This window comes from Rhizobium hidalgonense, from assembly GCF_002914525.1.
Taxonomy (GTDB): domain Bacteria; phylum Pseudomonadota; class Alphaproteobacteria; order Rhizobiales; family Rhizobiaceae; genus Rhizobium; species Rhizobium hidalgonense.
In genome coordinates this window covers 57,015-70,774 of record NZ_LODW01000043.1, presented here as the reverse complement: position 1 = coordinate 70,774, position 13,760 = coordinate 57,015, and the positions used below count along the sequence as shown (strand labels likewise).

The 13,760-nt window shown below is 58.0% G+C and carries 5 protein-coding genes; all 5 read right to left on the bottom strand.

From position 1 onward, the window contains the following. Nucleotides 1-538 precede the first annotated feature (538 nt). Complete coding sequence (locus ATY29_RS05855; RefSeq protein ID WP_097535507.1) at nucleotides 539-2,608, bottom strand: hypothetical protein; 2,070 nt, start codon at nucleotides 2,606-2,608, stop codon at nucleotides 539-541. Next, complete coding sequence (locus tag ATY29_RS05850; RefSeq protein ID WP_133118185.1) at nucleotides 2,601-5,024, bottom strand: sensor histidine kinase; 2,424 nt, start codon at nucleotides 5,022-5,024, stop codon at nucleotides 2,601-2,603. Before ATY29_RS05850 ends, ATY29_RS05855 begins: the two co-directional genes overlap by 8 nt. A gap of 65 nt (nucleotides 5,025-5,089) precedes the next feature. Beyond that, nucleotides 5,090-10,417: an FtsK/SpoIIIE domain-containing protein gene (locus ATY29_RS05845; RefSeq protein ID WP_097535503.1), complete on the bottom strand. Its 5,328-nt coding sequence runs from the start codon at nucleotides 10,415-10,417 to the stop codon at nucleotides 5,090-5,092. Then, a complete protein-coding gene (locus tag ATY29_RS05840) occupies nucleotides 10,374-11,915 on the bottom strand; it encodes a methylation-associated defense system protein MAD7 family protein (protein ID WP_097535501.1) in 1,542 nt (513 codons plus the stop codon). The genes ATY29_RS05845 and ATY29_RS05840 overlap by 44 nt, the downstream gene beginning before the upstream one ends. Next, a complete protein-coding gene (locus ATY29_RS05835; protein WP_097535499.1) occupies nucleotides 11,908-13,746 on the bottom strand; it encodes a hypothetical protein in 1,839 nt (612 codons plus the stop codon). The genes ATY29_RS05840 and ATY29_RS05835 overlap by 8 nt, the downstream gene beginning before the upstream one ends. Nucleotides 13,747-13,760 lie beyond the last annotated feature (14 nt).

The following is a 13,760-nucleotide window of genomic DNA, read 5'->3' as shown; positions in this document are numbered from 1 at the left end:
GCAATAGCGCTGCAACCACTCGTCCCTACACGAGAAGAAATAGACAATGAGGTCAATGGCTTAGCGGGCTTCCTCACTAGCAAGCCTTCGAGTTGCGTGCGATATAGATATCCAGGTTAAACGTTTGGAGCCCGGGAAAAGATGCGTAAAGTGATCTCTGCGATGTCTTGGCGAGCGATCTTTATGAACGTGAACGTCACCTTGGCAATCCTGCTCAGCATAGCGCTTGGCTTTGCGGGCCAAGGCACTGTCGCATGCGCTATTTGTGCAATGGTTACAGCGGCGTACGGTATCAAGGCCGTACAGGACCTGAGGTCGGAAAAGTCTCATCGACAAGTGACGTAGCCCGCCCACCAGGCAGCTTCGGTTGGGTGGCAATTACTGCGAAACCTTGGCGCGAAAGGGGATCTGGGTCGACCTGTGGAGCCCGATCCATCTTGAACAGCGCCTTCGTGCCCGGCCATACATCGCCGAGCGTTTTGCAGATATCGTGCGGCGAATCGAATGAGACAGGTTTTCGAACAAAACCAAGCTGCCTTCAACCCGCGCCGCTGACCGCAGCCACTTCGGGAAGAGGAGCAATGAGCGTGATGTCGTCCTCGGTCCCATTTTCAGCCGTCATCGACACTGGCTCATCGATTTGCAGAACCACGCGGGGCTTTCCTCCGTCCTGCCAATCTGGCCCTAAGACAAAACCAAATGGCCCCTGCGGTCGCTCGTTTCCCTTCGGATTAAGCTCAACGTTTCGCAACAGCTCGATCCAGAACGCGTCATTCTCAATATGCGCGGAGAGAGCGTCGACTTTTTTCTGAAGGGCTTGAACATCCTTGGCCTTCGCATCGGCCAGCTGTTTGCCAAGGCGTCTCAACAAGTCTTCACAGGCAGACTTGAGGGCACCGGCGATGTTCGGGGTGACGCGTAAGGTAACCCCGCCTTTGAAACGCGTAATCATAACCTCTTTGAGGCCAAGCTGTCGGACCTCTTCCCGCTCCGGCCCGCACACGAATATACGACCTGTCGCGGCGGTTGTGGTTGGCGGCAAAAGCGGCGGTCCGACCCGAAGCAGGTGCGCGCCGAACTCCTGCTGGAGTTTCAGTGCAAAGAGCGGTCGAAGACGATCCCGGTTACTGATGTCGAAACCACGATCTTCCAACCACTTTGTGAGTTCTCCGAGGCCGACGGATCGGTATTTGCCGAAATCCCAGACAATACGGTAGACCTCGTCGCGATGAAGGAGCCCATCGGTCCGGTGCTCGGTATCGCCCGCGGCATCCTTCAATTTAACAGGTTTACCGGGCACCAGCATTGTTGGCGTTTCTCCGTCTGGGGCGCGGTCGCTCATTGGAGAAAACGCCAGGTCGCAATCTGCACTCATGACGACGACGGCCTTCGTTCTATCCTTATCGAGAAAGACGTCGCCCAGTTGTACTAGCGGGAAATCCGCGTATTCGCTTCCAGCGCGCGCGCGCGGGTGAGGACCCAGCGGACCCACGTCGCGTGAAACCAAGGCGCTGTGCAGCATATTGGCGACGACGATCGACGGCTCCGTTGCGGCGAATGGCTCCCCAACAAACTCCAACTCGTCCAACTCCCGCTGGCGTTCACGCATGTCGCCATGCTCGAATGTCAGCGCCGTAAGCTGTGAGGACAGGAGCCAGAAGATATAATCGCCCAAGGGGTGCCCGTCCTTCATGAGCGCGCGCCCCTGTAGAAAGGCATAGTCACCGATATCAAGATCATCGACAAGCGAGAGCAGCTGGCTTTTTGCCCGCGAAAGAGCCTCCTCAAGTTTGGATCTGTAGCTTGTGAAGGCAGGTGCATAGGGTCGGGCGCGTTCCAGCATTCCAAGATGAGCCTTGATTTTCCACCTTTCGTTGAGATCAGGTTTGCCGACGAAGGCGAAAGCGGAACCTGTCAAATTCGATCGCTCGCGGAATTCGCCACGAAGTTCTCGGACGGTTTCTATGGATGACATCAGAACAATCTGTTGATCGCCACCCCGACCGGGCTGGAGACGGATCGTGTCGGCGATTGCGATCGCGCGCTCACCGCCATGGGCGCTGCCATCGAGATAATAGTCCAGTAATACAAGATGATAGCCTGTCAGATCTGGCATCGCGATATAGGGATCGCAAACCGTTACGTTGTTTACTTCACTTTCCAATGCGGCCTTCAGGCGCAGGAAGGAGCGGTGCTCCTCGATCATACGCGGCGCGTCTTTGGAAATTTCAGACAGCCGTGCAACCGTCATGAAGGGGCCTTCCCCCTCAGCCAGGAAGAGCAGCCGCTGGTCTGCGCTGGCAGCCTCGGGACATCCAAGCGCGGAAAGCTCTGCGAGAACGTCCGGATCGCTTGCTAACAATTTGTCAATTGCCGTCGCCTCGCCTTCGGCAAGACGGTCCAGGCGAGGGGGGTGCATGGCGTCGTCGATGATAACCACTCTCAATGCCGCCCATGGTTCTTGCACACGCTGCGGGTCTTGCTCGGCCGCCGGTTCTTTTGATGGCAGGACCGCCGGTTCCGCAACAGCCGCCGCGACCCGTTCCGGCGGGTTCTCCTGCTCCTCCCCGCCTGAGCGGGTTGGCCTTCCCTTGATCGTCTTAGCCATCTACGTTGCCAATCTCAAAAATGACGGAATGAATGTTGCCGTGATTATCGGCGGGACCCAAAGTGAGGGTGCCGCCGTGATATTCGGCAATTTCGCGAGCGATGTACAAACCAAGACCCTTGCCTTGCTTTTGCGGTTTCGTGCTGAAGAACGGTTCAAAAACTGTTTCTCTGCGCTCTTCTGGGATCCCCGGGCCATCATCCGTCACGACGATCCTTCGGGCGTTCAAATCGATGACGACCTCGATGTGGCCAATCGGGTCATCGTCGTCCCGTGCCACATGCAGGCGAAGTCGCTCCCGGAATTGGGCGGCCACCCAGAACAGCGAGTTGGAAAGGAGGTTTTCGAGCACCTGGACGAACATGCCTTTCACCGCATGAATGCGCAGTTCGCGGTTCGGCGGCACTGAGCGCGCGATGATGTCGATACGGCGCCCTTCGTTCCGGCTGGCGAACCCGCGTACGATGTCATCTATCCATCCGACCAGTTCGAAATTCTCTTTGGTTTGTCGAGCGTTCGTACTGAGGGGATCAAGGACCTTCAGCCGCTTCTGCAGCGTGCGCAGCTGGGAATCGAGGACGCGCAGCGACGTACCCGTGCTGTCTGCGTTTCGTGACCGCTTCGCCTGCGCAATCGTCTCAAGCCCGGCCGCGGTGGCGCGATAAAGCTCGTGGGCAAGGCTTTCGATCATAAGGCCGACACTTGCCAAATGCAGGACACGGCTACGCTCGCGCTCCTGAGCGCCCGCCGCGCGCTGCACTAGCTCCGCGGCGGCGCGCAGGTCCACAACGGTGTCGCGCAATCGCCTTGTCAGAGTCCGCCCGCCTTCACTCTCGCGCAAGGCTTCTTCGACCAGTGGCATCAGGGAACCCAGCCGCTCATCCTCCTCTTGAAACCGGGCGAGTGCCTCAGCGGCGGTTACCCGTCGAGCGCGGTCGATATCGCGGTCGATCTCGTTCAGATACTGGCGATAGATCTCCACGATCGCAGCGAGGATCGTGACAAAAGCTTCTTTTTCCGGGTTCTCCTTGAGCCCTTCCCGGTTCGTCTGATCCACAAGATAGGGGTTGCCACGCTGCGTAATCGTCGCGCGGCCGATAATTTGGCCACGGTTAAGCTTGAACCCGCTCGTCGAAAAAGCATCGCGATCGAGATCCAGCCAGTCGTCGTTAGCACCCCCATAAGGATTAACGCGGTAGCCGTCGCGGTAAAGCGCGACGCCGCCAGCCCATTCGGCGAGGATGCGACGCACCACGGTGAGGTTCCCGATGCCTTCAAGCTTTGTCAGAAGCCGTCGGTTGAACCAGTACATATCGAGTTCGAACGCCCCGACGCGCTCTATTGTTGCAACATCGATGCCAGTTAGCGTGTGCAACTCAAGCGTCGTCAAGCGCAGCGGCCGGTTGCGGCCGTGCAACCGGTACTCCATACGCCCCTCGATCCTCGGTGCCCGGGCTCCGGTCAGGATCAGCCTCGCCTGGAAGCGCCCGTGCGCTTGTTCCAGCAGGAAGCCCGCAAATTCGGGAACAGGAACGGGCTGGTCGTTGAAGCGCAAATGCAACGGGGGACGCCGGGCTCTGCTGAAGGGGTCGGATAGCTTGGAAAAATGCTCAACAGCCAGCGACTGCAGCTTGTCTGCCGACCATTCCGATCGAAGCGCCGATATCTGTATCAGCGTACCGCTCTCCTGCCGGGCCTTTTCGTTGCCTTCCTCAGGCTCGACGACAACGCTGTCCAGATCCTGGTCTGCGGCATCCGCAAAGTCGTTCCAATCGATGTCCAGCTGGTTCCAGTGTCGGGAACCTGTTTGGGCCGTTACAATCGTCACACGGTCACCCAGCCGCATCGCCGAGAGACGTCCCAAACCCTTTTCGCCCAAGATCACCCGGGGCGCTTCCTCATCCTCATCTGAACTCTCTTCGTCGTCAGCATATTGTTCCAACTTCTGCTGCGCGCGATATGATGTCCCGATTGTCAGGTAGACGGTCTGTAGAATGTCCATTGACATCCCATCTCCATCGTCATCGACCTCAATGCGATTGGCCGACCGAAGAGCGGTAATAAAAGCGGCACGCGACCGTGCCCGTTGGAAAGCTGCTTCGAGGTCATCGACTTCCGGGGCCTCCGCGACAAGGCCTGCAATCGCAACAGGGCGTAATTGCTGCCAGGTGCGTCTGCGCGGTAGCGATCGCAAGTAGCGTTCGCGCAGGGCCGGCGGGGTATCGCGGTCTTCACCTAGTTCGCGAAGGATCTGCGCATAGACGACATGGTCGAGACGGTAGATGATCGATACGGTGACGCTGCTGGCCCTTGCATCGAGCGAGTTTTTAATAAGCTCATAAAAGGCTACGCCATCGGAACTGATGAGCTCCGATCCAAGGTGCAATATCGTCCTAGCTGAAATCCGAAAGTTCAATACGCCACCTTATAACCGCTCATAGTCGACTTGCATGCGGCAGACACCCTGCAAGCTTCGCTGCACTATAGTCTCTCATTTGTTAAGGTTTCCGCCTGCAGAAGCGCATTGGACGAGGCCGGTTTTTCCCCCATCCGGGAACAGATTGCGGCGACCACATCCGTTATAAAGGTCTCGCTTGTAAAAGGGACTTGAGCGTAGATCAGGTCCTGCTCTCCCTCCAGCCGCGCGAGGAGATGCCCCTTGCCAAGCAGGCGTTCAGCGCCACGCTCACCCAGAGCAAGTTCCGACGTTCCCTCTGAATCGACGCGCAGGATCAATCGGTTCCCCAATTGCGAGCGCAACTGCATCGGCATGACATTTGCTTCAGGACGCTGGGCCGCGAAAATCAAGTGAATGCCGGCAGCCCTTGCCTTGACGCCTAGTCTACCGACTGTGGCGGTCACTGCCGTCCGATAAGTCTCCGTCATCATCCACTCGGCGAACTCGTCATGAACCACCCAGAAGACAGGCAGGCGTTCGGCCTCAGCAACCTTAGCATTATAGGCCGTCAAATTGGGCACACGCGACTGTTTGAACAGGCCGTAGCGTCGATCCATTTCGGTTGCCAACCATCCCAGTTTATCGATCGCCTCCTCCTGGCGATCGATAATCCCGCCATTGAGGTGCGGAAGTTCGTCGAATGCAAAATAGTCCACGCCTTGCTTGGGATCGATAAGAACGATCTGAGCCTGTGCTGGTGTATTGGTCACGGCGATTCCGAGTAGAATTGCCTGCATCAGTACAGACTTTCCCGACCCGGTGCTGCCGGCAATCAAAGTGTGGGGCGCATGTCGCTCACCGGGAGAAAACACTAGCAGCGTGTTGTCGTTCTCGGTTACCGCGATGGCGATGCTTTTGTTCGCCTCTCTTGAGAGAGTCGGCTGCCACCTCGACCAAACTTCGTTTGCCGTCACCACGCGACGGTCCGGACGGGCGACGTAAAGGGCTACGACCCCAGGCTCCGGGCGAACCGCGATCACATTCAGGCCATGCGTCGTCAGCAGCTCGGAGCGTTTTTTGAGAACTTGCTCCGTCGTCAGCTGCGCGCTGCCTGCGAAGCGCAGAATAGCGGCATTTGGCGTGAGCGTCTGACTGACGGATTTTGCTTGCAGGCCCAGTTGTTGCAATGCGCTCCTGGTGGTCAGTGAGATTTTCGACAACCAGTCCTGATCGTCGACTGCGTCGCGAAGCCCTTCCGCGATCACTTGCTGTACCCTGTTGCGAAACTGTGCATCGGGATCTTGGAGCGCTGTAGCATGGATAGGCTCAGTCGTGGCTAGCGGTTCCGTGGGAACTTCGTTTGCAGGGGTGGGCGAGGCCGGGTCTTGCGAACCGGCTTGCGGCGCTTCTGCGGCTTTTGCGGGCTTGCCATTGGCGCCCCAGAGGAGGGCGTCCGGAGCGTTGGGCGCTATGTAGGGATCAATCCCCTGGAGAACGGGACCGGGATTACCGTTACTGGCATAGGCGGCGATAAGCGCCTTGAGTTCAGCTCGCCCGAAAACGAACTGAACTGCCTCGTCTGCCCCGGCCACATGTTTTGCATCGGAGAGGTTTTTTCCATCAATCTGATTGGGCACGAAGACGTGGCTGAACCCCAAGATTTCGATCGTGCAACGCCCTTCCCGAACGCGTCGCCGCCATTCCCCCAGGGGTACCGGGCTGGAGGCCGGGACATGAATGCCGTCCAGCAACATGTCGCCCAGTCTCGATAACCACGCATCCCTGTCCAGCCGACCGGGTGCCTGCAGGGCCCCGCTGATACGACGGACTGTGTCACGCAGCTGTTTTTCAGATTCCTTCCTCTTGGCCGAGAGCGATGCGGCATCCACATACTTCGCTTCGGTGACCAGAACAGTCAGGTGTAGTTCGCCCGACGAATCCAGCCAAGGCGAAAGTGACAGGATGTCGGCCTGAGTTTCCTCTCTGGCGCCAAGCCACGTGGCATAGTCGTCCAGGAAGTACCAGCCTGTGAGAGGCACTTCTTTCAGAGCATGTTGGGCGAGAAACCTGCTGAGAACCACGCCAATCAACTCGGCTGCCGCCTCACCTCGTTTGGCTGCTCGCAGCACAATATCGCCGGAAACGTCATTCGCATCGGTAATGAACTTTTCGGCCAACCGATCGAGGTCGGGAGAGGAGAGACCCAGCTGCAGTTCCTCTAGCCGCCGCAGCACCATGGCCCGCAACAGGTTAAGTGGCGCCCGCGACGAGATAACGACCGCACGCCCTTGGGTGGAAGACTGCTTATAACGGATGATGCGCACCGCCTGGTTCTGAAGCTGGCGCCGATCGAGCAGCTCGTCGAAATTGACGACCCAGGCGCCAAGATTGTGGGTCTCTTCGAAGATCCGTGCGGTTCGCTGGTCGCGGAAATCGAGCTGTCGCACAGGCAGAAGATGGCGACCCTCCTGTCCGAGCCGATGATCTTTGAGGAACGACGTGATGGCCGAGAGATACTGCCAGCCCTCGCGGCTTTGAACGGGTGAACAGAGATAGACAGCGGATTTCAGATCGTCGGCAGCTGCCGGTCGCCGCCTCGACCAGCGTGCGGGCAGGAGTGTATCAAGGTCTGCTGGTTCAGCAGCTTCCGCGTACCATTCCAACACCGCATGGCGAGAAATCACGTCCTGGCTGAAGACGATATCGTAAGGTCGACCATCGCGAGGATCAGGAGGTGCGGCTTGATCGGCTATGACGCTGATGCGCAGTCTGGCCATGAAATCCTGCGTTGCTTCGGACGGGGACAGGACTTGCGGATTGTCGTTGCTGTCGGTCAGAATGGATCTGTAAATTTGCCGCAGCCGTGTCGGATCGGTGTGGCGCATCATGATCTGGCAACGAATGTCTTCGTCTTCGCGCAGGGCGCTCATTCCTTCGACGATCTGCTGCGGGAGACGGGCCGAGTCGCAATTGTAGAGAACGAGCGACATATTGGCACGTTCGTGGGGATGAAGGGTCATGTAGCGATCGGCGAGATCCAGCAGACATTGACTGCCCGGCCGAGGATCATCGCTAATTTCGCTGGCATCATCTCGATCAACCACCGGCGGCTCGTGAAGCGAGTAGTCGCTCTCGCAATCTGCCAGCGACAGAAGTTCCGGCTTCCGTCCACCCCACCACGAAACCACCTCGGGATAGAAAGGATGGGCGAGGTCTTCGGCGAGATCCTTGAAAAAGAGCTTGCTGTCTCCATCCAGACCTTGTGGCGTTTGCAGTACCAGCGAGACGACATCAGACACCAGTTTGGCTTTTCGCCACATCGCCGCCAAACGCAAGGGGTGCCACGGCGCGATGATGGCCGCAGGCGCGCCGTCCTGGATACTCGCCTGGCCCAACTCAAGGATCGGCCGAAGCAGTGCTTCGCTGTTGCGATCTCCAGGTGCTTCGGCAATGACCGTCGCCAGAAGTTCTGAATAGCAGGTCGCCTGAGTGCGGCAGAGCGGCTGAATTGCGCCTTCCGTACGGAAACGGCCGATTGCCTCACTGTAGGCCGCTATAAACCTCAGAAAGCTCTGTTCGAGCTTCCGAGCGGATTCAGCCGACACCAGACCTTGTGACAGCGCCGTGCGCAGATTTTCCGGCCAGATGAGGCGCAGGTCGCGTTCTTTTCGGTAGGTCGGCAAAAGCGAACCGCGATCGCGATCGAATGCGGGGACGAGGGTCTTGATGTCGGAAAGATCGATCGCTCCGGATCGCTGGCCACCCACGCCAGGCTCACGGCCGGCGCGCGGCAATACGAAGGGGTGATCTTCGAGCCTTTCCCAATCATCGGTCAGCTGCGAGGAAATCACAAAGGGCCTATACTTCCATATCAACTGCGCCTGCGCCGGAGGTGTTGATCCTCCGTCGACGTCGGTGGTTTCCATCTCGAACGAAAACTTGAGCTGCAGTGCGGCCTTCGAGACAGACTTGTTCGACGCCGCTTTGTCCTTGCCGGCCCGCCAGGTCTCGACGACGCTTGGAAACTCCATGAGAGAGCCAAGCTCAAGTGAAACGTTGGGTCCGACGATTGTTTGGAGGCCGGCATAACGGAGAGCGAAATACAATCCGGCCTCGGTGTTGAGGCTGCGAAGCTCCCGCTTCGTGGCGCTATCACAACGGATCGTCATGTGCCGCGCGACGCCAGGAAGGGCACGGGCATTGAGGGTTTCCATGACAGCGGCCAAGCCAGCCAGGAAATCTTCCGTCTCCAGCGGCCGGCCAAAAATGAACTTGTCCCAAGCTGATTTCAGTTTGCGATCTGTGGCGATCTCGTTGCGATGACGTTCGTAGAACTGGATATCGAGATCGTCCGCCGAGGGCGATTTGCGCCGTGCCAGAAGTGAGAGGTACTCATCCTCGTCTTTCGTTAAAAGGTCAGGCTGTCCTTCCTCGTAGAACTTGATGGTCTCTCGGCCAAGGTTGGTCTTTTCCTTGGTCAGCCCCTCGAACAGCGGCTTGATCTGTTCCCATTCGCACAGGGCCAAAGCCTCGGCAGCCTCGTTCCACCCGGGCCTTGCGGCAATGAAGGTCTCGACCACCTGATGGAGGGGCAAGGGGATCGTGTCCTTGGCCTTGTCAAAGGCGGCCTGGAGTTCGTCGACAGACAGAGCAATCTGCGACGGGTTCTGCTTGAGCAAATAGGGATGCCTGCGGCGGCGAAGATTCTGGTATTCCTTTCTCCATGCGGAAACATGTCGCAGGGAGCGGTCCCGGATTGCGTCAAAGGCGGTTGGATCGCAGGGGATCCTCAACGGTGGAAGTGCGTATCCCAAAGCCTGGACAATGGGATATCCGTGGATTTCGACGGCCTCGCGCACAGCAACAACGTATCTCGCGAACCGTTCCAGCGAGATTGAGCCCAGCGCGGTCAGCCCGCCCAGTGCCCTTTCCCAGTGAAGCCGAGCTTCTTCATTCAGTCCCAGATCCGTGCCTGCGGCGGCCACCCATGCTGGCAGCTTTTCGAAGAGCTGAGCCGCCCCAAGGGGTGTCAGTTCATGAAGCGACATCTCTTGTGCTTCGTTTCCAGGAGCTGATGCATTGGTGACGACGAAGGCGGAACGCGTGCATTCCGCACTTCGATAATAGGTGGCATTCCGTTCGGTAATGACATCATCGGGAAGGCCGAAGCTATCGAACAGCGACTTTGGAAGCTTCAGGTCGATCAAAGGTGCCAAAAAGGGATCGTTCAGGATTGCCTTTGCGATCGCGACGGTCTGGCTGATACTTAGCCCGTCCAGCACGAAACGCGCCGTGCCACTGTCCACGTCGTTCCTAAGTTCTTCGCGTAGAAAGGACGTGGCGACCTTGCCAATAACGTATTGCGCGTCAAACACGATCGCCGACTTTCGATGAGAGGGGATTTTCAACATAGGCACAGGCGTCGGACAGCCGGCGCAGCATTCCAAGCGTCCTCAGGCGACGCTCCAGCCTTGCCGCATTATTCTGAAACGCCTTGCGATCATATTCATCTTCCGAGAGGACCTGGGCTGCTTCCTTGTCGCCGATGACCAGGCCATATCGCTGGAACAACAGGTCGAGAAACTCCGCGAAATCCATTCGAACATCGACATTGGCGAGAATTACGCTTTTCAACAGTGCGTCGTTTGGGGCGTATCGCAACTGTGTCGTGCCGCGACGGGAAACAAGGCCCGCGCCGCCCCCATAGGATCGGTGCACATGGGCAACGTGCTGGCGGTGGCGCGCTTGCGCAGCCCTCTTGACGGCACCCGCCAGTTCGGCGGGTTCGTGTGGTCCGCTGTAATCGTCGCCATCACCCCATCGAACAGTTTGACGAAGCACACGCCGGCATTCCTGGAACGGCGTGTCTGTCTCCAGAGCTCTTTCCCACTCGGCAGATGTGATGATGCTATCCAGGTAGCTATCGATTGCGCGAGCAGGAATTGAATCATTTCGCTGGAAGCTACCAATCGAAAGATCACGCACGGGCGTTCGGCGCGAACCGACGATCTCGCAGACAAATGTGGGCTGTTCGGTCCCACTAATTTCTGCTCCAACTGATAATTGGTAGCGCATAAGATGAAAGGCGCCCAAAATGGCCAAATGAGGATAGATGTCAAAGCGCGGCTGATCGCCGCGAAGAAGCGTCAGCCAGTCGCCGGCTAGGTCGTCAAAACACTGGTGGCGTTGGTAGGGAAGGTAGCTGTTGCCTCGCCAGTGTCGGTCTTCCGGCTGATCGGGCTCGAGAAGCGATAGTAACCGATCGCAGCGATCGCCATCAAAGCCTTTGGCAAGCTCCTCGGCCAAAGCAGGTGCCGCGCTCGATCGGGACAGCATCTGGTAGACTAGCTCGCCAGGCAGTCCAAAGTTGATGTACTCACGCGACGGCGAGTTGCTCTTGACATTAAGATCCTCGTACAGCGCATGCCGACCAAATGGAAAGACGAAGCGCGATGACCAGCGTTTGTTCGTTCCGTTCTCGATGGTGGTTCCGCGGAGCATCGAAATAAGAGCCGCGAAGTCTCTGAAAGAGCCAAAGCGACGCTTGAGATAGCTGAAATCGCGCAAAGGGACGCCTTGTGCGTTTTCTTCGATCCAAGACAGCCATTCGGTCCAGGCGGCGCTGTCTGCCAATCCTTTCGCCTCAATACGGGTCAACCGCTCATTGTTATAGAGAATGTTGCGAAGGTACATTCTCTGCGCGGGTCGAAACCGCAACGGGTAGTGCGAGCTGGCAGCGTCGAATAACTGGCCGTCGCGGTCCTTTGATTCCGCAACCCCCATGAACTCCAAAAAAATGAGCCAGGGACTCGTCGCGTCCCAAAGCCGATGGCCCCATATTTGCTCGTCGACCCACATATCATTGGATCTGTGATCAGAAACCGGCGGTGCCGGCAGCATTTCAAGCATAACGGACCTCAATGGCCTCATCGGCCGGCTCGCCTTCGGCATTCAACGTCAACAGGCGGAAGACAAGGTCACCCGTATCCTCCTGAGGGCGCGAACGCGCCAAAGCTGCCAGAAGCGAACTTTTGAAAGCGAGGATGTCTTCATGGCACTCGCGCGAAAAGCTGCCTGGCAGTGCGCCCTCGGCCACGCGGGTGAGAAACTCGTATCGAACGAGATTGAGAGGCAGACGGCTCCGCGTATGATCGTCCAGATGGACGACCAGCGTGGGCAGGCCATCCCAGATGATTTCGATCCTTTCACCCTTGCGGGGGGCGACACTCACGCGCTCCTGCAGGATTTGACTTACTGCAGTTGTGGACCCCGACAGGCCAGAGGCGATCAGAAGCTCGCGGTCGGTAGAAACCAGCATGCCCGTAAACACCCGGTTCAGACCCTTGACGATCTGCGCCACGTTGGCACGGACGACGCGCTCCCCGCGTTGCAGCGGTTCCACGACAGCAGATAGGAATTCGCCTGCATGTCTAAAAACGGTCAGATCCCAGAGGCGGAGCTCGGCCGCCTGCTCATCCGGGATCGTAAAAAACATTTTGCGCCGCTGCGCCGCCAGCGACGCTAGAAACTCATGATCATTGTCCTGCGCGGTTTCCGGATGTTCAAGATACTGATTGCGCAGGGACCGAAGTCTTTCCAAACTATCCCTGGATAAGCCATTTTCGATCAGCTCCTGATAATAAACGCGCAAATTCTCGTCATTTGGTCCGAAGACGAGAATATTGTCTACTCGGTTGGTGGTCTCCTCTCCAATGCCAAAGCGGTTGAGGAATTCGATGATTTCCAACCCATCCCGACGCGCCGGCGTCAGGTTGGCCCCAAAGACATTCTGGTAGATGTCGCCCTTGAACGCCGTGCGATCATGGATGTAGCCCCTGATGTCTGCGGGCTGCATCAGACGGTCTGTCGCCGCAGGATGGCCGAGCAACATGTTGGACAAGAGTAGAAGAACGCGGCGGATCGGCGTATGCAGCTCGTTGAGCTCCATCAGCTTGAAGAGGGCGATCAACCTGCTCTGGAAAGGCGCAGAGGAAAGGATTTCGTAGTTCCGGCGGATCGGACAGTCCGGTCCAAAAAAGCCATCAGGCTCGCTGTCCTGATAAGCTTCGTTCCAGCCCGGATGAGACAACAGCGCGGAAAGAGCCAGCTCCAATATCTCCGTGCAAGGAACGGTGCTGAGATTGAAGAAGGCCACGTTCTCGGCTTCTCTGCCATCGATGAGGCACTGTTCCAGCAGGGCGCGGGTTTCGGCTGCGGATCCGCCATTGTCCAGGCGACGCCAGGTATCCATCAACTGCCCATCGTTGGCGGCGACGACGTAGATCGTGTCAGGATCCGCGTCCAGGAATGCGCTACTGACGGCGAGAAGCAACGATGTCTTGTCGGCAAAAGCGCCATAAGGGCCCTGTTCGGGGAGAGCGGTGAGGTCGCGGATTATTCCGACGACCCGTTCTCTACCGGCGATCTGGGCTCTGGTCTCATGATAAATTTCATCAAGTCCCCAGGTCCGTTCATCGCCACCAAGCGCCTTCCAGACACGCCCACACAAGCGGCTCTTGCCGTCGCCGGCGGTGCCTGTCAGGACCACGGACCTCGCCTTTGGAGCATCCGGCGAAATCGCTGCAAGCAGTCGCGCTTCGTAAGGGTGAGGAAAATTGATCGCATCGACGCCATAGCGCCTGGCTGACTTCTGGATGCGCTCATCGTACATATTGTCGTTACGCGCGATCGGGCCGTACTGCCGTACGAACCGCACCCATTTTTTCCCCAGTCCCGCCATAATATTCCGGCCCC

Excerpts from the sequence above, each read along its gene's own strand:
- ATY29_RS05855 (WP_097535507.1), bottom strand. The coding sequence starts at position 2,608 with ATGGCTAAGACGATCAAGGGAAGGCCAACCCGCTCAGGCGGGGAGGAG.
- ATY29_RS05840 (WP_097535501.1), bottom strand. The coding sequence starts at position 11,915 with ATGCTTGAAATGCTGCCGGCACCGCCGGTTTCTGATCACAGATCCAAT.
- ATY29_RS05835 (WP_097535499.1), bottom strand. The coding sequence starts at position 13,746 with ATGGCGGGACTGGGGAAAAAATGGGTGCGGTTCGTACGGCAGTACGGC.
- ATY29_RS05845 (WP_097535503.1), bottom strand. The coding sequence starts at position 10,417 with ATGTTGAAAATCCCCTCTCATCGAAAGTCGGCGATCGTGTTTGACGCG.